This window comes from Calditrichota bacterium (assembly GCA_013112635.1).
In the GTDB taxonomy this organism is placed as follows: domain Bacteria; phylum Calditrichota; class Calditrichia; order Calditrichales; family J004; genus JABFGF01.
In genome coordinates this window covers 687,052-710,811 of sequence record JABFGF010000001.1, presented here as the reverse complement: position 1 = coordinate 710,811, position 23,760 = coordinate 687,052, and the positions used below count along the sequence as shown (strand labels likewise).

Below are 23,760 nucleotides of genomic sequence, written 5' to 3'. Positions count from 1 at the left end.
TTGATTAATCCTGCCAACTAAAAAAAGCATCAATTCCAGCACCCAATGCAGGAGCATCCCGTAGCTTAGAAACAGTAATAACTTGTTCAATATTGGTGTAATAATCCTTAGCTGCAGTATCGAGAACAGAGCTTTTTGAAATCAGATTTTTTAATTTTCCCAATAAAGGTAATTTAAGCAAACTTGCTGTATCTTCAGAATTATAAAGGTCACCAAGACGCTGTCCGACTACAATTTTATCAAAATATTTGCCTAGGTGTGGGTGGCTCGTATTTAAAGTAGGTCTATTTGCATTCATAAAATTAAAATTATTCTGCCAACCTGCAAAAAGGGTTGTAATTCGGGAATAAAGCAAATGCGATAGTTTATTAACTAAAATATCAAAAGTATGTTTTGCATGCTTATCGCCTTCGTTTGCAAGCTGTGCAATCTGTGGTGGAAAAATACCCGCCTTGTTTAATTCGGAAACTTCTTTGGCAGCCAGCTCTGCATAAATGCTTTGGATCCCATTAGCAGAACAATATCGTTCCAGCGATTTGCCTTCATCACTCATAAATTCCCATGTTTTGGCAAACCATTCTTTTGTATTGTCCAATGGAATTAACTCTGCATCGATTTTTAATGCATCAGCAACACCGGTTCCACCACCAAGGTAATAGACGTTATCGTAATCTTTCAGGGCACCAATGTCCGAGAAATTTTCTCCTATGCCACAATAATCTGCATCACTACCCAGATGATCAATAGGTGAAATAAGTTCAATATTTACAGACTGAAGGCGTTGTTCAAGCAGGTTTGAATAATTTATCATTCTTGGGCCGTTGGCAACTACACCAATACCTCTTTTATCGGCAGTTTTTAAACCTGGCATTCCAAGCCCGATCAGAACTTGGTTAATACCTTTTTCATTAACAATTTTCTCGATAACATGTGCACAGGCCTCAACATATACAGTTTCCTGCTGCATCTCATTTTTTGTTACCGGAATTGGCTTATCTCCCTGTTGTTCAAGCTGAAGTTTTACATCCACCGGTTTGAACGTTTCTAAAAAACCGGGTATTTCACTATATTTTTTTTCAGAATGAAATTGCCCCAAAGAGAAAAATTTATTTTTTTCGTCAAAAACAGTTTCCCAGGCATTTACTTTTGTTGCTCCGCCATCTATGCCAATTATTAATAGTTTATTCATGTTTTCTTATTTCTCGTTATTAAGTTTAATCCGTCTGGAAATTGCTTCCTGGCGCATATAATCTTTCGCTTCATCATTGCGGTCAATTGTTTCCTGATCAATGCTGTGGTCAGTTCCACCGGAATGGCGAATAACTTCATAAATTGCATCCCAGACACGCCCAATACGGTGTTTTTCACTTAATTTTAAAACCATTCCATAATCTTCACCATAGTTTCTGCAATAAGGTTCTTCATTTACACTAAAACCAACCTGGCGTATTAATTCAATTGGAATAGACCGTGGGGCGCCTGCACCATTTATACGCAAAAGATTGTTCCTGCCATTGCTTTCAGTCCATTCATCATGGGTAACAACTGGTAAATCTTCCATTCTGGTAATTTCACCATTTTCCTGCTTTTCCCAAACTTCATAAGAGCCAATTACCATTCCAATGTTTGGATCTTCTTTATACACAGCCAATATTTTTTCAACAGCATCCGGCTTAAGGCGGTCATCTGAATCGAGTTGAACATAATATTCACCTTTTGCATATTGGGCACCCATATTGAGGCATAACCCAAGGTTGTTAATATCGTATTCCAAAAGCTGAACGCCGGGTTTGTCTGGATCGTATTTTTCACCACCCGGTAGATATTTCCTTACACTTTGCACGGTCGGATCATCATCTCCGCCATTTACAACAACAATTACTTCAACCTCTTTAATGGTTTGCGCCTGAACCGATTCAATCGCTGTTGCAATAAAATCAGGGCGGTTGTTTGTTGGTATTATTACTGATGCTTTCAAAGTTGCATTTTGTGGAGCGGAAGGGCGGGGCATGTAAAAATTCCCTGCTTCCAGATTAGCTGAAATGTTTTTTAAGTGATTTCCAAGTACTTCTTCTGCTTCAAGCTGGCTTTCTTTGCTTGCTAATAGATAATCAAAAACATTTTGCGATTTATCTTCTGCAATAATGCTGTATAATGATCCTGAATAGCGGTTCGCTAAATGTAACAGTTCATATTTTTCTGAAAGGCGTAATCGTAAATCATAAAGTGTGTTAAATTTTAATTTTCCATTTGCATAAGACACGTTGTTCAAAGCAGCTTTTGATAAAAAGAATACTTTTCCAAAATCCTGATTATCACGTACACGGCCAATATGATGTTTAAGCAGTTTTACTTCTTTTACAGAATCACTTTGGGCCAATTCATAATCGGCGTAAACCAGTCCGCAATTTTTACTTCTTTGGGTAGCCAGTTTAAATAAATCCACAGAACCGTTTTTCATAATGATTTGATTGCTACGGTTGTCAAGAAACAAAACATGGGTTTTTGTTACAGATTCAAAAGCCTTGTTTAGCTGTGTGCCAAAGGTTTCGTCTTTGTCGCATTTAATAATGTGGATTTGATTTAAAGATTCATTTGAATTGAATGCTTCTTTAAAAGTGTTGACTGAAACGTTTTCATTTGAAATGTCGATAATAAAAATTTCCAGATCACTTTTTTGAATTGCAAGTGAGTGAAGCGTTTTTACAACGGAATCAATTCCGCCATTCTCATCAGAATAAAATAAAACTACAGATGTGTCTGTATTAGACATGTGGGGCTCTCCATTTTAGTAGAGTAAATACTTAGTTCTTATTTTTTTAAATTCATTTAATTCTTGTTGCCACTCTTTTTCTAATTGATCGACACTTTTGCCGGTTTGTAAACCAGTTGTTATTAAATCACTTCCCATAACTTTATTGAAAGAAGATATTCGGTTTTTGTTGGCAAATAGATCATGATCCGGGTATAAATCCATAGTGGTTTTCATGATATGCAAGCCACAGGTAAAGCTGTCAAAAGTATTATAATCAATTATATGCAGTTGCACACCTTGGCATTGCTGATCTTTTAAACGAAAATAATAAGGCTTAAAAGAAACAGGTCTGAAAATTATTCCGGAAAGATTTAGATTGTTCAATGCGGTCGCAAATTCATCCGATTTAATCCATGGAGCGCCAACAAACTCAAATGGCATTGTATAGCCAACACCTTCGGACAAAACATGCAATTCTCCAAATGTTCCGGTTGCAGCTAAAAATAAAGATGATTCCCAATCTGGAACATGAGGAGATGTTGGAATCCAGGGTAAACCTGTTTCATTCCAAAGCATTGAACGATTCCAGTTTTTTAGCGGAATAATTGTCAGTTTTGCACCAATATTTTTTTCGGTGTTATGCATTTTGGCAATTTCGCCAACGGTCATTCCATGTCGGTACGCGATAGGAAAATATCCAATAAATGAAAAATATCCATCATGTACAATATTCCCTTCAACTTTCACTCCACCAATTGGATTAGGGCGATCAAGAATGATAACTTCTTTGTCATTTTCGGCTGCAGCTTCAATAACCACACCCATGGTTGAAATAAAAGTATAGCTTCGAACTCCAATATCCTGAATATCAAAAATAATTACATCAATACCATTCAGCATTTCTTTTGTTGGTTTTCGTGTTTTACCATACAAGCTGTATACAGTCAAACCAGTTTTAGGGTCGGTTTGAGTAGAAATTTTATGACCGGCAAATATATCTCCGCGAATTCCATGTTCCGGGCCATAAAGCGCTTTTAGGTTAATATCCGGATGGTGAAAAAGAAGATCGGCTGTAGATTGAAGTGACCTGTTTACACCGCTTTGATTTGTTACAAGTCCTACCCGTTTTCCTTTTATTAACCCAACATGCCCGGCCAGGAAATTTTCTACACCGAGTATCACTTTTTTGCTTTCTGAAACGTGTGGTTTATGAATTACTTCGCCCTCTATAAGATTGTTTTTGGGCATATTAGACACGCAGCCAAACAATATAATAAAAAGGATTAATAGATATTTCATTGGGAAAAATTAGGTTAATTTGATTGTTGAACAAACTATCCGAAACATAATGATTGCAATTCACAAATACAAAACTAATTTGAACTTTTCTTTTTTTGAAACTTCCGTAAATAAATTCAGTATTGTGTAAAATTTATAGTTGAAATATTTGAAGATATAATTAAGTTTGTGTTCTTGTTCATTATTAACAATAAAGACAATAGATCAGCATTTCATGGAGATAGGATAAGGATGAAAACCTTTAGAATAACGATAATTATTTTTTCATTTTTTGCACTCCCAATTTGTGCAGAGAATTTGGATATTAACGCAACATTAAAACGCGCTAAGGAGCAAAGTAAGGAATTAAAACTTGCAAGGGCAGAATTGGACGTGGCACAGGCAAATATCAACGAAGCCTGGGCTTCTGCGCTTCCAAATATTTCTGCAGATGTAAACTATTCAAGAAATTTGAAGGAGCAATTCTTCATTATTAAAACTGGGGCAATTCCTGCTACCTTTGATTCAAATGGATCGCAAACTCAGGCTGCTCAACCAGCAGGCGTACAAAAGTTTACATTTTCGTTCAAGAACCAATACTCAGTTACAGCAAAACTTGAGCAAACATTATATAGTTTTGGCAAAGTAAGCACTGCTTTAGATATTGCTTATGATTTTGAAGAGTACGCAGAATTAAATTATAAATACCAGCGTCAACAAATATTAACAAACACTCGGATTGCGTTTTATAATGTTTTGCTGATGAAACAAATATTTCAGGTAGCAAAAGATTCTGAAGAAAGCTCGAAAGGTAATTTTAACGAGGCTAAAACAAAATTTAATAGTGGTGTTGCCTCGGAATATGAAATGTTACAAGCAGAAGTTCGCTGGCAAAATAGCATACCTACACGCATTGCTGCTAATAAAAACTATCTACAGGCATTGAACAGTTTAAAATCAATTTTGAATATACCGTTATCGGAAGAATTGGAATTGACAGGTTCTATGGATGATTTACCGCCGATACCAGAAAAGGTTGGAGCTGAAAATGTATTAACAACTAGGTCGGATTACAAAGCCATTCAGCTAGAAGGCCAAATGCGCGATAAAAATGTGGATATAGAATTTGCAAATCATCTGCCCAAGTTATCAGGCGATTTTACATACAATTATTCCGGCCAATCGGATGATTTTAAAATTGAAAATGACTTTGACAATTATGTAATTGGCATAAACCTGAATATCCCGCTTTATTCAGGAGGCTTTACTTCTGCACAAGTCCAGAAAGCAAGAATTGAATCATTTAAAACAGAAACAAGAATTGCCCAGGCAAAAGATAAAATTGAAATAGAATTAGATAATGTTCAGTTGAATTTGCAAGAAGCACATCAAAGGATAATTGCATCAAAGAAAAATGTAGTAACAGCCAGACGGACATTTGAAATTGCTGAGTCTCGATGGGATAATGGTTTGGCAACTCAATTGGAGTTAAAAGACAGCCGTCTGTTTTTAGACCAGGCAAAAGTGAATTGGCTGACAGCACAGTTTGATTATTTAAAAGCTTATTTTAACTGGCAAATGGTTACCGGTAGATGGGATGAAGAATAACTGAAAAACTTTAAAACCCAGTTGCTTCAGATTATAAGTTCGGATGAAGCTTGGGTTATTACAAAAAAAATGCTTTACAAGATTATTTGGAGGTTCGATGAAAACTATATTATTAACTCTTTTTGTTTTTAGCAGCTTAATTTTAACGAGTTGTTCGGAAGAAAGTAATGCTAAAACAATAGAAACGGATAAATCAATAAGTGAAGAGAAAGTTGGTATTCCTGTAAAAATTTCCACATTAACAGGTAGCCAATTTGAAGAATATCTCAATTTGACAGGTGTTATAAAGGCCAATAGCCAGGTTAAAATTGTGGCAGAAGAATCGGGAATATTGGTAAAGCTGCTTCATGAAAAAGGAAGTTATGTTAAAAAGGGCGCAGCGCTTGCTATTATTGAAAATAAAGTAATTACGGCAAATACCGCTCAGGCAAAAGCTTCATTACATGAAGCAGAGATAAACCTTAAAAGCAACAAAGTGCTGTTCTCAAAGAAGGCTATTTCTGATAATCAAATGAAAATCAGTGAGTTGAATTTTGAAAAAGCAAAAGCGTCTTATGATTTAGCTAATGCACGCTCAGAAAAGTTGACTGTTTCTGCCCCGATTTCCGGATATGTAAATAATCGATATGCAGATGTTGGTGCTTATATAAATCCGGCGTCCCCTTTATTTGAAATTGTTGATAACAGCAAAATGAAGGTCAATATTGGTGTTGCTGAAAGATTTATAAAATTTATAAAAAAGGGATCAGAAATTGAACTTAATTTTGATGCGTTTCCCGATTTACAAATTAACAGTAAAATAGATTTTGTTGCCAAAAGCATAGATCCTGAAAACAGAACATTTTCTGTGGAATCAAGTTTTGCAAATCCGCAGGGCAAACTTGCACCAGAAATGGTAGCGAATATTCGTTTGCTAAAAATGAAACATGAAAACAGCATTGCTATCCCTATTGATGCCTTACTTGATTCTGAAAGAGGCAGGTATGTATTTGTTGAGCAAGATAATATCGCAATAAAAAAGAATATTGAAATCTTAGCAATCGAATCTGAAAATGTATTGGTAAATGGTTTAAATCCGGAACAGCGTCTGGTTGTTGTTGGCCATCGTTTGCTAAGTGAAGGTGATACCTTGCAGGTAATTAAAGATTGATATTTTTTTAAACTGTCAGGTAGCAGACAGATAAATTTAGAAAGGGAAGTTGATATCTGGTAGAGCAAAGTACTTACTAATATGTAACGCCAGAATTGTTTTTTCAGCTTTCAAAAAAAGGGTAATAATGAAAATTACAAACATAAGTTTAAAATATAAAACAAGCGTTTTTGTATTGCTTGCAATCCTTATTTTCTCCGGATTGGTCTCTTATAATAATTTGGCGGTAGAATCTTTCCCTTCAATTGAGCAGCCTTTTGTGATAGTTGCCGTTCCTTATACAGGTGTATCTCCCGAGGATATGGAAACGCTCGTAGCTAACCCGCTTGAGAAAAAAATAAAAGAAATTACAAAAATCAAGAAAATATCCTCGGCGAGCCTTGAGGGTTATACTAATATTACCATTGAGTTTGAATCGGATATTGAGGTTGATGACGCGGTAAGAAAAGTACGTGAAAAAGTAGATCAGGCAAGACCGGATTTACCTGATGATATCGAAGAACCGGTTGTCCAGGAAGTTAATATGGAAAATTTTCCAATCATGCTGGTTTCAATTGTTGGTAACCAATCCCTGGTGCGGCTAAAGAAAATCGCGGAGGATTTGCAGGACAAATTTGAACAAATTACTGGGGTTTTAGAAGTAAACATTTCCGGTGGGTTGGAAAGGGAAGTGAAAGTAAACCTAAATGCCCGACGTCTGGAATATTACAATCTTGGCACAAAAGATGTGACAGATGCAATTAGAAATGAGAATATCACCACACCAGGTGGATCGATTGATGGTGGCGGCCTCAAATATACTGTTCGCATCCCTGGTGAGTTTGACACTGTTGACGAACTTCAAACGATTGTTGTAAAACATGTAAACGGGCAACCCGTCTATTTGAGAGACCTGGCAGATGTAAAGTTTGGTTTTAAGGAGCAAACTAGCTATTCGCGATTAAATAATCAGCCTTCCGTCACTATTTCTATTTTAAAAAGAAGCGGTGAAAATATTATTAATATCGCAACTGAAGTAAAGGCCATCCTTGAAGAAGACTCTAAAAATTTTCCTGCACAAACCCATTATGTGATTAGTAATGATCAATCCAAAGATATAAAAGTGATGGTTAATGATCTTGAAAATAATATCATTTCAGGATTGTTGCTGGTTGTACTGGTGCTATATTTTTTTATGGGAACGCGCAATGGTGTTCTTGTTGGAATTGCCATTCCCATTTCCATGGTAATTTCATTTATTGTGATTGAAGCAATCGGTTTTACATTAAACATGATGGTTCTTTTTAGCTTAATACTGGCGTTGGGGATGTTGGTTGATAATGCTATTGTAATCGTTGAAAATATATACCGTCACCACTTGGAAGGTAAGTCTTTAATGCAAGCCGCAAAAGATGGGACCGCTGAAGTTGGGATGGCGGTAGTGACCTCAACAATTACAACATTGGGAGCGTTTGCACCTCTTGTATTTTGGTCTGGTTTTATTGGTGAATTTATGAGCTTTTTGCCAATAACGCTTATCATCACTTTATCGTCTTCGTTATTGGTTGGCCTTGTATTTAACCCAACTTTATCATCCAGTTTTTTACGGATCGAGAGAAATCTCGAAAACCTTCCTGGTGACAAGTTTTTACGCTGGCTTACGCCACTATATGAAAAAACATTGGACTGGGCTTTGCATAACCGGGTCAGTAGGGCATTGGTAATGCTTATGGCAGGAGGCGGTTTTATTTTCATGCTTGTCATTTTTGTAATGTTTAACCATGGTATTGAGTTTTTCCCTGATCTTGAACCACGAGCTGCATGGATAAAAGTTGATATGCCAATTGGATCGAGATTACAATCCTCTAACAATGTTGTAAAAGAGATTGAGAAACGAATTGTCGATACACCTGATATGAAATATTACATAGCAGATGTTGGTAACCAGACAGATCCAAATGATATGTCCGGACAATCAGCGGGTACGCTACATAAATCGCAGGTAACTGTAGAATTACACGATAAGCATTTACGCAGCCAAAACTCGTTTATAACATTGAAAGTTGTTGCAGATAAATTGAAAGATATTCCTGGCGCCCAAATAGATGTGACTAAGCCACCAGATGGACCACCAACGGGTGCGGCTGTGGAAATTCAATTAAAAGGCGAAGATTTTGATATTCTGGATAATATTTCTGCTGATATCCAGGAATTAATCAGGGATGTTGACGGTCTTGTAAAATTAAAAGATAACTACGAAAAAGGGAAGCCTGAAATTACTATTAGAATTGATCGTGAAAAAGCATCATTATTTGGACTTAATACTTTTGAAATTGCAAATGTAATCCGTACAGCAGTAAATGGAACAGAAGCTTCAAAGTTCAGGGTTGGAAAAGATGAATATGATATTACGGTTCGTTTTGATAAGGATTTCCGTGCAAGCTATTCGGATATTTTGAACCTGAGCATTTTCTATGAAGGCAAACATTACCCGTTGGCCAATTTTGCCACGGTTGAACTTGGATCGGGTTTAACCCGAGTTAACCATGTGGACCGTGACCGTGTTATTACGATTAATGGTGATGCTTTTGGCCGTAGCTCCTCGGAAATTCTACGTGAAGTAAAAGAAAAATTAGCAGATTTTGAAATGCCTGTGGGATATACTTTTTCTTTTGCAGGCCAGGATGAGCAAGAGCAGGAGTCGATGGATTTTCTGGCAAATGCTTTTATGATTGCACTTTTCCTGATTTTCTTTGTGTTGGTTTCACAATTTAATTCATTGATTTTACCGGTCGTTATTATGGCCTCAGTTTTCTTATCATTTTTTGGAATATTTTTTGGCTTACTTGTAACTGGATATCCGTTTGGTATCATCATGACAGGGATTGGGATTATATCGCTTGCAGGAGTGGTGGTAAACAATGCCATTGTTCTAATTGATTATATCCAAAAATTGCGAGCTCGGGGTATGGCCAAAACAGCAGCAATAATCCAGGCCGGAAAAACAAGGTTGCGTCCTGTGCTATTAACTGCAATTACAACCATTCTTGGTTTATTACCCTTAACAATTGGTTTAAATATCGATTTTATTGGTATGCTTAAATTTGATTTTCACAATGTGATTGAGTGGGGTGCTGAGAGTTCACAATGGTGGGCAAATATGGGTGTCGCGGTAATATTCGGTTTATTGTTCGCTACAGCATTAACTTTGGTGATTGTGCCTGTTATGTATCACCTGCTGACTGGAATGGCCGACTGGGCCAGCAATCTATTTGGAAAAAAAGAGAAAAAATTAGCCGCATAGAAATAAAATAGTTTGCAGAAAGAGAGAAAGGTAACTATGCTTTTCTCTCTTTTTTATTATTTCATGGGGATTCCCATTTCAATTAGCATGATGGGAATGTCATCATCAATTCTGTAAACGGTTTTTTTGTCCTTTGTGATTAGACCTTCCTGAAGAGGCTTTTCAACTTTTTTACCTTCAACATACTTTAATGAACCGGCTTCAATTTGGCCGTTTATTTCACTCACTTCATTTTGGTCTAATTCTACAACATCAACTTTTGTTTTAGGACAGCAAAGAATATCGAGCAGTTTTTTATCTATTGGCATAGTTTTTCCTTTTAAAGCTCAAAATTAAACAGAGTGGCTAACTTATTCAAGTGTTTGATAATTAAAGATATTTGTAGTCAGATTCTTGTTTGAAGATATTTGTCTTTAAAAAAATAGAATGATAAATTTGGATAAGTATTTTACATCAAAAATATAGAGGAGAATCATTAATTGGAAATCAAAGAATTAAAAATCAAAATTAGCGGAATGATGTGTGAAGGTTGTGAAAATACTGTTGTCAATGCTATAAAATCTGTTGATGGTGTTGACAGCGCCGAAGCTTCACATCAGTATGGTAGCGTTCAAGTAAGTTATGATGCCTCAAAAACAGATCCTCTATTTATAAACATGGCTATAAATAATACCCATTATAAAGTTGTTGAATAGGTTCATAACTAAAGTTTCTCTCACATACTTGCTAATCGGCAATAATTTCGTTACGTTCCTTTCACTTTGAAAGAGAGCTACTCTTAACTTTAACGACTAACTTACTCCCCGTTTTATCTGAAATTAGCGAACCGAACATTTATTTAAATCCAAAGGAATTTTATGAATCCCCAACATAAAGTTTTTTGTATAGGATTTTCGTATTTGCTCTTTGATTTAATAAAGTATGGAAAGCATAAATATGTTTTTACATTTGAGAAACATTGTTTCAATATCCAAAACAAAATCCGCGATGAAAAACCCTCGTTAATAATTCTTTTTTCTCAAAACATTCACTATTTAGAGCTTTGCAAAAAACTAAATGAACAATGTTTTAAGAACATACCAATAATTTACATTACTGAAGAAACCTCTTTATACAGCAAGCTACAAATTCTGGAATTAGGTGTGGATGCTTATCTTTTGCAGCCTATTTGTATTCAGGAATTGATGATACGTATTAACTCTTTGATAAAGAAACAAGCTGACAAGATAGGAAATGAACCTCCAAAGATAGATTTATTTCTTAAAGAGGTTAACCAGCAAATTGAGAAAAATATTGATAATCCTTTATTTGATACTTCACTTCTTGCTTTATCGTTAAACCTCAGCAGAAGCCAGCTTTATAAAAAATTAAAGCAGAAAACTGGAAAATCGACCACAGCTTACGTGCGCGATTATAAGCTTAATAAAGCCAAAAACTTAATTGAAGCAAATTATGGTTCAGTTTCCCAGGTGGCTTTAGAAGTTGGTTTTAACAGTTTTAATTATTTTTCCATCCAATTTAAAAAACAGTTTGGTTTCACGCCTTCCTCCCTCCAAAAATCCTGAACATTATTCTTTTTGAAAATTACACTTCTTTCAAAAAAAATATATCTAAAAATTTTGCCCTTTGTTTGAGAGAATTAATGTAGTTACTTCCACTTAAGAATTATACACGACAATTAGGTTTTCAGGCTTCATGTGATTTGTGGATTGAAAAGAAACATGTGTTACAGAATTGGAAACATATGTTATAGCAATATTAAAAGAGTGAAGGCTTATTGTAAGATGAAAAAATATGTTAGAAAAGGAATAAAAAACAAGGATTCAATTTAGTTTGAAGAGGTGTTTTTTTTATAGGAGGATTATATGATGGAAAGAACATTGATTGTGAAAAGCGGCCTTACTACCCATTGGCCTGAATTAGAGATGAATTTCTGTGTGAATCGGTTATTGAGCCCAGTAATTGCAAGGCCAAGATTTAGAAGTAGTGTACTGCTGATGCTAGTGCTGCTTCTTACTATGTCTTGTACAAAGGCACCCGTCCTAAATGCAATTGATTCTAGTGATGGATACCCGAGGCAGCTCCTTGCTGTTGACGGTAATACCCTCTTTGCGAGTGTAGTCTGGGATGTAGGACTTCCTACAGAGACGACGCTCTACAACGGCCTTTTTGGGACTTCGTATTTTCAGATTCCAACAACTGCAACCCCTGGAGTTCATCCTGTAGCCATTCGCAACAACAAGGGTACATCATCTTCCGTTAATGTTACTGTCCTTGGGACATCAGGAACATTTCCTGCACCAAGGATTGAGGATGTTGGGATACTAGGTATTTCTGATGTGGGGGGTGGTAATATCGATGTGGCAATTACAATTTCAGCAGCGAATATGGATGTAGATGCGACTATCTCTGTAAACGGTACTTCAGTAGATTCATGGAGATGGGGTGCCTTACCTTTTGATTATTTACAGGATCATCTGCCATCTACTTACGGATATCCGATTTATCATTATACACAGATGTTGAGTCTAGTTGAAAATGTAGCATTTGGATCGAACCTGACAGTGGTCGTAAATAACACAGACGGACAAACTGACACTAAGAGCTATACCCTACCTTCAAATCTGGCGAATTTAGATAGTGATGGCGATGGATTGCTTGACACATGGGAAGATGGATCGTATACAGCACCTGGTGGTGGGACGGTTAATATCTCTGCTATGGGAACTAACAAATGGCAAAAGGATATTCTTGTAGAAGTGGATTGGATTGCTGCAGCTACTCCTAATGCAGCAGTGTGGGCAACCGTTGAAACGGCATTTAATGATGCTCCTGTATTAAATCCTGATGGTTCAAGCGGCATTAATATTATAATAGACCGCGGCCAGGGAGGGGTGTTCACTAATGGTGGAAACATCTTAGCTGACCATACCACGATGGATTTCGGACCGAGTACCGCAGCTGGGTACACGAATTTCTTCACTTACAAAAATGCCAACTTTAATAATAACAGATTGAATATATTCCATTATGGGGTTTTCGGAAGGGCCAGGCCCGGAGGTTCTTCTGGCAGGGGTGAAGTTTGGGGAAACGATTTCATGGTGACATTCAGAGCGTTTGCAGTTTGGCCTCAGACAATTGCGCAGGTTGGAACGTTCATACATGAGCTCGGTCATAATCTTGGCTTGACGCACGGAGACAACAACTCAAATTCAGCACAATGGAATGAGACCCGTAAACCAAATTTTCCAACAACGATGAGTTATCGCTATCAATTTCCCGGTGTTTCATCGGATTGTGATTTTACTTCAGATGGTTTCCACACCTACAGTCAAGGAATGTATGCAAGAATCATCGAATCGAGTGTAAATGAAAACATAGGAATTTGCGACAACTCACCCCTTGACATGAATGGTGATGGAGCGATTTCTACTGGTTCGATGGACACAAGCCAGGATGGAGACTCAAATGATACACACGATGACTTTAATCAATGGGCTAATATATTGTATAAATTTGATGTCGCCAGCTCTCGATGGAACAGTAATTAGGAGATAAATATGAAAAGTTTAAATGTTTTACTCGTAGTATTATTGATTTTTGTGTACGGTTGTTTGGACTCAAAGCCGAAACCTCCAGGGACGCAACCAACACATCCGTTGGTTAAAAATCTAAGCCCTCCAGATGTTAATAAACCTGTTAAGACATCCCCTATTCCGGTTAAGCGAATCAAACCCCAGCTTCCAAATGATGACCAGCCCGCATTGATAATGCTAAGAGATGAGCAGCCCTTTTCTGGAAAAATCAGCATGAAAGGATCAGTGGATATCGGAACTGATTTTATTGATTTTAAATCCATAGAAGGTGAGAAGTCTGAAACTGTTCGTATTCTTTACCGCTTACCACAAGATATGATGAAGCTCTCGGTAGATGCATTTGATGGTTCCATTGAGATTATGGAGTTAAGTGGTTCTCAAGGGGCAAACCGTCAAACTTTAGTGAAGGAAAAACAGTCACTTCGTTTTGCTGAATTTTGGCAAATTTCTGAAAAGCCGCTTGAAGTGGCGCTAGGCGCATTTACCAGCATTGTTCAGCAGAAAATTAATCAAAAGACTAAAGGCACTGAATATACTGAGGCAGAAGTCAACATAATTGATAAAGGCAAATCAGTCTCCACCATACCTATTGGCGAGAGTACATTAGTGAAGACCAGTGTTGGGTCTTTAAGTGTATATCTTGAATTGAGTCATTTTTATAATTCTGATGATGAGGGACTTAAACAGTATCCTAGTGGTTATATGCTTCATTTGTGGGTTGTCGGACAAAGGTGATTTTCTATACATTAAAAAAGAATTCAAAAATAACTTTCTGATAAACAATTTTTTAATATTGTAAATAAGAAACAGATAAATATTATTTATTTTAATAAGGAGATATTCAACCATGGCAAATATTGAAAATATCTTTCGATTCATCTCTCTGAGACCAACCAAACTGGAAAAAGAAAAAGGACGATTGAATATGTATGTCTATAAAGCAGACAGCAAATCTCCTTTTTACAATGAAGTAAAAATAGCTGTAACAACCGGAGTGGCAAAAGAAAACCTGTTCGATATTGCTGTGAAATTTAAAAGCACTGCAAACTATGTAAAAGACTATCATGCTATAAAATTCCCAGTGCCTAAAATGCTAAATTGGGTGACTGACAATGGAAGGCTATCATTTAAGAAAGGCGATTTTATCGCTTCACTTGAAAAAATAGCAGGTAAAGCCCTTAAAGACATTTTGAAAGACAAAGATTTTATATCTGCATACAATAATTTGAGCGATAGTATATTAGCAGATATTTTATCAGCTACACGGGTAAATGATAAAGAAGAAAAGATTAGTGCTATTAAAGTTTTATATATACTCAAAACAGTAGGTGAAAAATCATTAAAGTTAATTGATGATGAGTTGATTGATGAATTCTTTGGAAGAAGTACTGTTGTTTTCCCCTTGCTAAAAGCGACCACTGATAAAAAAGACCAACCAGAACAGCCAAAACCGGACACGAGTGCAGAAGAAAGAGAAAAAGAAAAGAATCGGAAAAAAGAATACTTAACAAACCTTGAAACTGCTCACAGAGAATTATCAAAAATGGCAACAGACGAAAAATATCGTTATTTGCCTGAAGTTAATGAAAGTGAAAATGCAAGGATTAAAGAATTAGAAAATCACGTAAATCTTTTGGCAAACGATTGCAAGAAAAAGAAAAAATCTAAAAATATTTCAATTGCTTCTTCTGTTAGTGCAATGATTCACCCTGCAAAACGGGAGTCTGTTTTATCCAATAAAGCGGTTGGTTTATTAAACGATAATTCAAAAAAAATTCTTGCTGACTTTCATTTTGAAATGGGCAAAATAAATCCTGTAAATGCAGTCAATCGAATTGAAGATGAAATAAGATACATTCATGCTAATACTGAATCAGATTTTACATACAATAAAATGATTGCCATTGGAGGAACGTATGTTGACAAGAAGAAATTTACAGAATCATTTATTGATAAATCAACTTCAGTTAAAAATTCCATCGGTTCATTTTTGAAAAAATGTACAATTAAGGCAGGGCTTGGAGATTTACTAATTGTAAGACAAACATTAAAGGCGTATGAATTAGCTGAGTTTGCCCATGTGGAAAATGCTTTGGCGGGTGAGTTTCGTGAGCGAATGCATAAACGACTTGATGTTACAGAAGTAATTAGTGATACAATTACTGAAACAGTGACCGAAAAAGAAAGAGACCTTCAGAGTGCTGAAAGAAGTGAAATGCAAACCGAAGCAGAAAAAATTATTGAGCAGAAAGCCCATGTTGACGCCGGATTACAAGTGAGCGGTAGTTATGGTCCGAGTGTCAGTTTTTCTGCAAGCCTTAATGCAGGTTTTTCTTCATCTGTTCAGGAAACACAAAAGAAATCAACATCATATTCAAGAGAAGTAACTGAAAAAACTTCTGAGAAGGTAAGAACAAAAGTTACAGAAGAACTAAGAAGAAGAGTATTACAACAAATTAAGGAAACAAATATACATAGAATTGACAATACAGGACAAGGTGCAAATCATATGCGCGGCATTTATCGTTGGCTCAATAAAATTTATGATGCACAGATTTATAATTATGGTCAGCGGATGATGTATGAGTTTGTGATTCCTGAACCAGCATCATTTTTCTTGTATGCAACCGTTGAAAATCCACCAACTGATTCAGATTTGGTAAAACCGGAACTTCCTACTTATTATGGGGCACCGCTTAAACCATCTAATCTGACAAGAACAAACTATAATGATTATGTCAGTCAATACAATGTTGTCAATGCTCCTGAACCACTCTCTACTTTCACAGTTAAAACTTATTTTAATAATCAAGATGGAAGAAGTAGAGTAACTCTGGGGAGGTCTAATGCAATAGCAATTCCTGATGGGTATGAAGCATATGCTGCAATTGTTAGTCAAGAACATATACATGAAATAGGCAAAAACTACTTATTTAAATATATGATTGGGGGCGTATCGCGAGATGCAACATCTTATTGGGGTGCAGAATATTTAAGTTTTCCAAGAAACTATAGAGGAGAAATTACTTTTGCTTTAGAAGTTATGGATTGTTGGAGTTTTGCTATTGGTGTAGATATATTTTGCAACTTAACAAATGAAGCGTTTGCCGAATGGCAACTAAAAATGTATGATGCCATTATGCAGGCATATCTTGACCAGAAGGCAGCATACGATGCAAAAATGGAGCAAAAAAATATTCAAAAGGGAGTAGAGATTTTAGGAAGAAACCCAATCGAAAATAGAAGAATTGAAAAAGAAGAATTGAAAAAATTAATTATTATGATTCTTACAAACAATCCTTGTTTAAATATCAACTCATTTACACGACATAATGTGTGCGACTCGAAATCTCCAAACGAACCAATAATGGATTTGTCCAAAGTCTGTCCAAATGGTTCATTTATTCGCTTCTTTGAAAATGCTTTTGAGTGGGAAAATATTTTGTATGTTTTCTATCCGTACTTTTGGGGCAGACATGCAAAGTGGATTAATGCCATTCACCTCACCGATCCTGACCTTGATTTTGCAGCTTTTTTAAAAGCCGGAGCGGCGAGAGTTCAAATTCCAGTCAGGCCTGGCTTTGAGAAAGCAATCGCATTTTATTGTCAAACACTACAACTTTTAGGAACAGGAATAATATGGGATGGCAATGATGTCCCATTAATCGGTGATGACTTGTACGTCCCAATCATTAAAGAAATTTCGGAAAACCTTGGAAAGTTGGATGATGGCGTTTACTACCCAGACCCAGATACACCGAATCCTTGGGAAGTAACTATCCCAACATCATTGGTTGTTCTCCAGGATCTAAAGGAAATTCCTAATATTAGAGACATGATGACAAATAACAATATCACTTTAATTAATACATGAGCGTTATGAAACAATTTGTTTTTGTAAGTGGATTTGATTACGAATTTAAGGGGACTGATTTTAATATTTTTTCCACCAGAAGACGTGATAAATTAATCAAACAAAATCCAAAGACAAACTTGAAATTTACTTTCTTTGACTTTAAAAGAGGGAAAATAACATCAGAAGATATCACCTATCCATCTGGGGTGGTCAAAAATACATCAACAATTGTAAAAGACAGTTTTGATAAAATAAGTAGTAGTAATTATGTAATTGGGAAATTTAAAAACGGCCAAAGAAATACACTTTCAATTAAGAATGTTTATGATTTTGTCTCAGATATTGGTATGAACGATCCCAATACTCTAGATGAATTAAGTTTTTTTTCTCATGCGTGGATGGGCGGACCCATCTTTGTGAATAGCTTCAATGATCGCAGCACCGTCTATACTGGAACACCTGGGACATCTCCGCCGCCCTCACAAATAGATATTTCCGATCCTAATAAAAGAGATCCAGACGACAAGGATGGAAGGGCTAATGACTTTAGCTCACCTACTATGGATATTAATTTATTTAAAAAAGCATTCAGTTCTAATGGGTATTCATGGATTTGGGGATGTACAGCTACTGAAGTATATAAGGACATGATCAATACAATTCAAAAAATGAGGCAATATTCCGGAGCAGGAACAAAGGATTCTGAAAAATTTATTATCTATAATACAGATTTCTTGTTAGAGTTTGATGAATACCTAAACCATAAACCAAAGGCATCGTCAAAAGCAATAACGGTAACATTTGCTGATGTAAAATCTCTTTTCTCTAAAGTATTGCAAAATACCTATGCTTTTAATTTGGCTCATAGTACTGGAAAAAAAGTTTATTCAGCCTTTGTAGGTGTAGGATCAAATAATGAACCTGGTCCCAAAGGCCTTATGATAGCTGATCGGTATCGTAAAAATGTTATAGACTTTTACAAAACTCATCTTGGAATTAAAATTGATCCTGAGGGAAGAAATTATGCAGAATATCTTCCAACATTTAGTTCTGTAACATCGCCCGTACTATAGGATCTTCGTCATCTTACTGTTTCAAAACTATTTAAAATTTCAGAAAATTGAAAAAAACGAACCCACAAGATAGCATAGATAGTTGTAATTTCAGTGTATGTATTCCTGAAAACTCTTTGGAAACTTGACAGGAATGAGCCCGCAAATGTGCAACTATTCCAATACCCATGGTAGGTCGTAAATCATCCGGCACCATAAATGTATTCTCCTAAAAATTGTATAATTGAGCAGACGCCATTCGCACAATCATACACTTCGGCTTCGCTCAGGATAAACCAAGCGTGTCTCGTGTACGGAGCTTCAATTAAATGAGTAGTAAAGAAAGTTACTTTTCCCTCTTTATGGTGGGATTGAACTGGACTAAGCTTACTCTATAAATCTCATCCCAGCTTAATTCGGAAGGGGTCTTTGCTCAGCTCTTCTTGCAATTAACCAACAATCACGGTACTATTGCGTCTGATGACTTCTCGGCAAATATCATCGAGATCTCCCCAGGCAAGATACTTATCATAAAGTCTATACCGACTGCACCTACAGGGTAATGTATATTGTTCTTAGGCTTTACAAAGATGTGGTTGATTATTCTATTTAACATGGTCATATGCAGTTTATTTTCTTCCGCACAGACTCTTATAGTCCTGCTTCCTTTAGGCTTCTGGTCAACTGCAACACCCTTGCAGCTTACTAATGGGCTGGGACCAACTTGCTATATGAGATTTGCACCCTCTGAATAACCTGTCTTTATCTGTGTTACAAATATAGACGCACCATGCCGAGCACATATAAAATATTCAACTGGGTATTAGTCGCTTGATTGTGGATTCCCAAGCCGTAAATTCCACATCGGTTAAACCCGTGAATATCACGATATGACGGCCTGGGCGAACGCCAACCTATCAAAACAGATCAAGACAACCCACCTGCGGGGTATCAGCTCATCCGCCAGGTTATTTCCGTCAATGATTCGAACTGGGGGTCAAAATCCTGTTAGATATTTTTGTATGTTTGATTTTCTACATTTTCATCCTTTCATTTAAATAAATAAATTTCTTATATTACAATTTTATACTTATCCCCGATATTTAATATTCAATATCCAAGGAGGCCGTTGTGCGTACTCTATTTCTAATTGCCGTATTCTTTCTTTCCCTTTTTACATTTTCGCTTGCAGAAGATAAATCTCCAATGAACAGCTCTACATTTAGCGGACTGAAATTCCGTTCTATAGGCCCGGCGCTTGCTTCTGGCCGCATTGGCGATCTGGCAGTTAATCCGGACAATCCATCTCATTTTTATGTAGCTGTGGCCTCCGGTGGTGTGTGGCGCACTTACAATGCCGGAACAACCTTTGAGCCAATCTTTGATAATGAAGGCTCTTACTCCATCGGTTGTATCACCATGGATCCCAATAATCCACTGAACCTTTGGGTTGGAACAGGTGAAAATAACAGCCAACGAAGCGTTTCATATGGAGACGGAGTGTATAAGTCGATTGATGGCGGGACAAGTTGGACGCATATGGGGCTAAAAAACTCACAGCATATCGCCAAAATTCTGGTTGACCCACGTGATTCAAACACAATATATGTGGCTTCACAGGGGCCACTGTGGAATTCAGGTGGGGAACGTGGTTTATATAAAAGTACTGATGGCGGTAAAAACTGGAAAAATGTAATTGAAGTGGATGAGCATACTGGAGTAACAGATATTCTGTTTGATCCCAGAAACCCGGATATTATTTATGCGGCAACATATCAACGCCAGCGCCGTGTCTGGACGCTTTTAAATGGTGGACCCGGTTCAGGATTACACAAATCTGTTGATGGTGGCAAAAGTTGGAAAAAACTGAGTAAGGGTTTGCCAAAAGGCGAAATTGGCCGCATTGGTCTGGCAGTTTCTCCTGTTAATCCGGATGTGGTCTACGCAATTGTTGAAGCCACTCCTGAAGAGAAGGGTTTTTACAGATCAACAGATGCCGGTGAAAACTGGAAGAAAATGAGTAATCATATTAGCCGTTCACCGCAATATTACCAGGAAATTATCTGTGATCCTGTTGATGTAAATCGCGTTTATTCGATGGATACCTGGATGATGGTGACGCTTGATGGCGGTAAAACATGGAAACAGGTTGGAGAAAAATATAAGCACGTAGACAATCATGCATTATGGATAAACCCCAAACAACCGGATTATATGCTGGCTGGTTGCGACGGTGGTGTTTATGAGACTTTCGATAAGGGTGCAACCTGGAAATTTTTCGATAATTTGCCCGTTACACAATTCTACAAAGTAACAGTAGATAATGATGCTCCTTTTTATAATGTATATGCAGGTACGCAGGATAATGCTACGCTTGGCGGTCCATCTCGCAACACTTCAATAAATGGAATTCGTAATGCAGATTGGTTTGTAACAGTTTTTGGAGATGGCTTTGAAACACAGGTTGATCCAACAGATCCAAATATCATTTATTCCCAATATCAGTATGGCGGACTTGTAAGATTTGATAAAAAAAGTGGAGAAATGGTATCCATTCAGCCACAAGCGGATAAAGGCGCGCCGGCACTTCGTTGGAATTGGGATTCTGCATTGAAAATCAGCCCTCATAATAATCAGCGCCTTTATTTTGGTGCCAACATTCTTTTTCGCAGCGATGATCGTGGAAATAGCTGGAAAGCTGTTAGCCCTGATTTAACGAGACAGATTGATCGTAATAAATTGAAAATAATGGATAAGGTTTGGAGTATTGATGCCATAGCCAAAAATAAATCCACCTCATTTTTTGGTAATATTGTCTCCTTTGATGAATCGCCCCTTAAGGAAGGTTTACTTTATGTAGGAACGGATGACGGGCTTATCCAGGTTTCAGAAAATGGAGGGACAAACTGGAAAAAAATCGCGGAGTTTAGCGGTGTCCCGGGTATGAGCTATGTGAGTCATATTCAGGTTTCTTTGCATAAAGAGAAAGTTGTTTACGCCACTTTTGATAATCATAAAAAAGGTGATTTTAAGCCTTATGTTTTAAAAAGTACAAATAATGGAAATTCATGGACTTCAATATCAGGTAATTTACCTGAAAGAGGTACGGTTTATACAATTGCTGAAGATCATGTTAATCCTGATTTGTTATTTGTCGGAACGGAGTTTGGCGTATTTTTTACAATAGATGGTGGCAAGGATTGGATTCAACTTAAGGGCGGGTTACCAACTATTGCCGTTTTTGATATAGACATTCAGCGCCGAGAAAGTGATTTAGTTCTGGGAACGTTTGGCAGGGGAATTTATATTCTTGACGATTATTCACCGTTGCGACAGATTAATAATAAAGAGCTGGATGCCGGAGCAAAAACTTTTCCTGTTAAGAAAAGCTGGATGTTTATAGAAAGTGCACCATTAGGTCTTGCAAAAAAATCAATGCAGGGTGATAATTATTATATTGCAGAAAATCCTCCTGTAGGAGCCGTATTTAATTACTATCTAAAGGAAAGCTTGAAATCTCTTAAAGAGATTCGCCAGGAAAAAGAAAAGAAACAAAAAGATGATTTCTATCCTTCTTGGGATGCATTGGAAAAGGAAAAGAAAGAAGAAAAGCCATCCGTTATTTTGACTATCCGTGATGAAGCGAATCAAATTGTTAGGAGGATAGAGGGATCTTCAAAGTCTGGAATCCATCGTGTTAGCTGGGATATGCGCTATCCTGAATCGGCACCGGTTAATCTAAAGCCACGGGCAAGAAGTGTTTTTGATTCCGGTCCATTAGCCCCATTGGCGGCTCCCGGAAACTACACAATGACCCTGGAAAAAAAGGTAAAAGGTGTTTATACCGAATTAGGCCAAAAACAAACATTTGAATGTGTTCCATTAAATAATACAACTTTGCCTGCATTAAATAAAAAAGAAGTCTTGGCTTTTCAGAAAAAGACCGCACGAATGCAAAGGGCAATTTGGGGATCAGGACAAGTTGTACGTGAAATTGACAGCCGAATCAAACATCTTAAAAAAGGTTTATTTGATACACCCGCCAGGATAAAAGAGTTACAGAATGAGATTAAATCGCTGGAAGAAAAAATTGCAGAAATTAAATTAGGTTTAAGTGGAAATAGCGTTATTCGTGGACATAGTGAGCCTGTACCGCCATCAATAAATAATCGTATTAATGAAATAATTTATGGTGCGTGGGCTTCTACATCTGAAATAACAGAAACACATAAAAAGAATTATAAAATTGCCGGGGAAGAATTTACACCTGTCTTAGCCAAGTTAAAATCTGCTTTAAAAGATTTAGAAATGATTGAGCAAAAAGCTGAGGTTATTGGTACGCCAATTACTCCCGGCCGTGTTCCGGATTGGAAGATGGAGTAGGAAGTTACATAATGTTAAAAGCGAATTAGCTTATGTATGTATCATGTTTTACTTACTATAGACAAGTTGCAATTACGTAATCGAATCCTTACATTGAGGTAAGAATTTAAATAATCGTAAGGAATAAAATGATCGAAGCAGCGATAACATCAAAAGGACAGGTTACAATTCCTAAAAAAATAAGAGAGACTCTACACATTCAGACAGGTGATAAAATTGGTTTTATTTTATCCGAGAAAGGGGAAGTTATAATACGGTCTATTTCCAAATCTGTTGATGAAGTGTTTGGCCTTTTATCATCAAAGAAAAAGAACTCTTTTAGTATTGATGAGATGAATAATGAGTTGGGCAGATCATTTTCTGAAAGAAAGATATGACAGGGATAGATACAAACCTTCTTGTTCGTTTTCTTGTAAATGACGATGAAATTCAGGCCAAAGAAGTTTTACGGATATTTAAGAATGCTGAAAGGAAAAAGGACTATTTTTTTGTTTCAATACTTGTTACCCTTGAGCTGATTTGGGTTTTGAAAGCAGTGTACAATTTGCCACGAGAGCAGATTGTGTTGGCTATTGAAAGTTTAATTTCAATGCCGATTTTGAAACTCGAAAAGCTTGATGCAATTCATAAAATGGTTTCAGAATCAAAACAAAAAAGTAATGATCTTTCAGACTTGTTGATTGCACATTGTTCTTTTTTAAGTGGTTGTGAAAAAATCCTCACTTTTGACAAGAGAGCTGCCAAACATAATTTATTTAAACAGATATAATCTTCCCTTTTAAATAACAATTAATTGACC

Annotated in this window: 16 protein-coding genes; 12 read left to right on the top strand and 4 right to left on the bottom strand. The window is 36.6% G+C overall.

What is annotated here, in order from left to right; all coding sequences use genetic code 11:
• Window positions 1–4 precede the first annotated feature (4 nt).
• Genes HND50_03085 through HND50_03075 form a run of 3 tightly spaced genes read right to left on the bottom strand, consistent with a single transcriptional unit; the run spans window position 5 to window position 4,003 of the window.
• The gene (locus HND50_03085; GenBank protein NOG44184.1) at window positions 5–1,189 is read right to left on the bottom strand and encodes an ROK family protein; all 1,185 of its coding nucleotides are present in this window, start codon (window positions 1,187–1,189) and stop codon (window positions 5–7) included.
• A gap of 6 nt (window positions 1,190–1,195) precedes the next feature.
• A complete protein-coding gene (locus HND50_03080) occupies window positions 1,196–2,773 on the bottom strand; it encodes a glycosyltransferase family 2 protein (protein NOG44183.1) in 1,578 nt (525 codons plus the stop codon).
• Window positions 2,774–2,788: 15 nt separating this feature from the next.
• Window positions 2,789–4,003, bottom strand: a complete 1,215-nt coding sequence (locus tag HND50_03075) for a DUF1343 domain-containing protein (protein NOG44182.1) — start codon at window positions 4,001–4,003, stop codon at window positions 2,789–2,791.
• Window positions 4,004–4,285: 282 nt separating this feature from the next.
• On the opposite strand from HND50_03075, the gene HND50_03070 reads away from it, so the two are divergent.
• The 3 genes from HND50_03070 to HND50_03060 all read left to right on the top strand — a co-directional run bounded on the left by HND50_03070 (window position 4,286) and on the right by HND50_03060 (window position 10,074).
• Window positions 4,286–5,641 (top strand): TolC family protein, encoded by a 1,356-nt coding sequence (locus tag HND50_03070; GenBank protein ID NOG44181.1) that lies wholly within the window; start codon window positions 4,286–4,288, stop codon window positions 5,639–5,641.
• Window positions 5,642–5,738: 97 nt separating this feature from the next.
• The gene (locus HND50_03065; protein NOG44180.1) at window positions 5,739–6,791 is read left to right on the top strand and encodes an efflux RND transporter periplasmic adaptor subunit; all 1,053 of its coding nucleotides are present in this window, start codon (window positions 5,739–5,741) and stop codon (window positions 6,789–6,791) included.
• Window positions 6,792–6,918: 127 nt separating this feature from the next.
• Window positions 6,919–10,074: an efflux RND transporter permease subunit gene (locus tag HND50_03060; GenBank protein ID NOG44179.1), complete on the top strand. Its 3,156-nt coding sequence runs from the start codon at window positions 6,919–6,921 to the stop codon at window positions 10,072–10,074.
• A gap of 56 nt (window positions 10,075–10,130) precedes the next feature.
• Here the strand turns inward: HND50_03060 and HND50_03055 are convergent, their stop codons facing one another.
• On the bottom strand, window positions 10,131–10,376 hold the full coding sequence (locus HND50_03055) for a Trm112 family protein (protein NOG44178.1): 246 nt from the start codon (window positions 10,374–10,376) through the stop codon (window positions 10,131–10,133).
• Between the two features lie 213 nt (window positions 10,377–10,589).
• Between HND50_03055 and HND50_03050 the strand changes: the two genes are divergently transcribed.
• The 9 genes from HND50_03050 to HND50_03010 all read left to right on the top strand — a co-directional run bounded on the left by HND50_03050 (window position 10,590) and on the right by HND50_03010 (window position 23,730).
• Complete coding sequence (locus HND50_03050; protein ID NOG44177.1) at window positions 10,590–10,769, top strand: heavy-metal-associated domain-containing protein; 180 nt, start codon at window positions 10,590–10,592, stop codon at window positions 10,767–10,769.
• 162 nt (window positions 10,770–10,931) lie between these two features.
• Window positions 10,932–11,639 (top strand): helix-turn-helix domain-containing protein, encoded by a 708-nt coding sequence (locus tag HND50_03045; GenBank protein ID NOG44176.1) that lies wholly within the window; start codon window positions 10,932–10,934, stop codon window positions 11,637–11,639.
• A gap of 300 nt (window positions 11,640–11,939) precedes the next feature.
• Window positions 11,940–13,625 (top strand): hypothetical protein, encoded by a 1,686-nt coding sequence (locus HND50_03040; protein ID NOG44175.1) that lies wholly within the window; start codon window positions 11,940–11,942, stop codon window positions 13,623–13,625.
• Between the two features lie 9 nt (window positions 13,626–13,634).
• Window positions 13,635–14,405, top strand: coding sequence for a hypothetical protein (locus HND50_03035; protein NOG44174.1), 771 nt, complete (start codon window positions 13,635–13,637; stop codon window positions 14,403–14,405).
• A 112-nt stretch (window positions 14,406–14,517) separates the two neighbouring features.
• The gene (locus tag HND50_03030; GenBank protein ID NOG44173.1) at window positions 14,518–17,544 is read left to right on the top strand and encodes a hypothetical protein; all 3,027 of its coding nucleotides are present in this window, start codon (window positions 14,518–14,520) and stop codon (window positions 17,542–17,544) included.
• A 5-nt stretch (window positions 17,545–17,549) separates the two neighbouring features.
• The gene (locus tag HND50_03025; GenBank protein ID NOG44172.1) at window positions 17,550–18,599 is read left to right on the top strand and encodes a hypothetical protein; all 1,050 of its coding nucleotides are present in this window, start codon (window positions 17,550–17,552) and stop codon (window positions 18,597–18,599) included.
• A 1,110-nt stretch (window positions 18,600–19,709) separates the two neighbouring features.
• A complete protein-coding gene (locus HND50_03020; GenBank protein NOG44171.1) occupies window positions 19,710–22,961 on the top strand; it encodes a glycosyl hydrolase in 3,252 nt (1,083 codons plus the stop codon).
• 128 nt (window positions 22,962–23,089) lie between these two features.
• Window positions 23,090–23,338 (top strand): AbrB/MazE/SpoVT family DNA-binding domain-containing protein, encoded by a 249-nt coding sequence (locus tag HND50_03015; GenBank protein NOG44170.1) that lies wholly within the window; start codon window positions 23,090–23,092, stop codon window positions 23,336–23,338.
• A complete protein-coding gene (locus HND50_03010) occupies window positions 23,335–23,730 on the top strand; it encodes a type II toxin-antitoxin system VapC family toxin (GenBank protein ID NOG44169.1) in 396 nt (131 codons plus the stop codon). Before HND50_03015 ends, HND50_03010 begins: the two co-directional genes overlap by 4 nt.
• Window positions 23,731–23,760 lie beyond the last annotated feature (30 nt).

Coding starts and splice junctions, on each gene's coding strand:
- HND50_03085 (NOG44184.1), bottom strand. CDS start 1,189: ATGAATAAACTATTAATAATTGGCATAGATGGCGGAGCAACAAAAGTA.
- HND50_03080 (NOG44183.1), bottom strand. CDS start 2,773: ATGTCTAATACAGACACATCTGTAGTTTTATTTTATTCTGATGAGAAT.
- HND50_03075 (NOG44182.1), bottom strand. CDS start 4,003: ATGCCCAAAAACAATCTTATAGAGGGCGAAGTAATTCATAAACCACAC.
- HND50_03070 (NOG44181.1), top strand. CDS start 4,286: ATGAAAACCTTTAGAATAACGATAATTATTTTTTCATTTTTTGCACTC.
- HND50_03065 (NOG44180.1), top strand. CDS start 5,739: ATGAAAACTATATTATTAACTCTTTTTGTTTTTAGCAGCTTAATTTTA.
- HND50_03060 (NOG44179.1), top strand. CDS start 6,919: ATGAAAATTACAAACATAAGTTTAAAATATAAAACAAGCGTTTTTGTA.
- HND50_03050 (NOG44177.1), top strand. CDS start 10,590: ATGATGTGTGAAGGTTGTGAAAATACTGTTGTCAATGCTATAAAATCT.
- HND50_03045 (NOG44176.1), top strand. CDS start 10,932: ATGAATCCCCAACATAAAGTTTTTTGTATAGGATTTTCGTATTTGCTC.
- HND50_03040 (NOG44175.1), top strand. CDS start 11,940: ATGATGGAAAGAACATTGATTGTGAAAAGCGGCCTTACTACCCATTGG.
- HND50_03035 (NOG44174.1), top strand. CDS start 13,635: ATGAAAAGTTTAAATGTTTTACTCGTAGTATTATTGATTTTTGTGTAC.
- HND50_03030 (NOG44173.1), top strand. CDS start 14,518: ATGGCAAATATTGAAAATATCTTTCGATTCATCTCTCTGAGACCAACC.
- HND50_03025 (NOG44172.1), top strand. CDS start 17,550: ATGAAACAATTTGTTTTTGTAAGTGGATTTGATTACGAATTTAAGGGG.
- HND50_03015 (NOG44170.1), top strand. CDS start 23,090: ATGATCGAAGCAGCGATAACATCAAAAGGACAGGTTACAATTCCTAAA.
- HND50_03010 (NOG44169.1), top strand. CDS start 23,335: ATGACAGGGATAGATACAAACCTTCTTGTTCGTTTTCTTGTAAATGAC.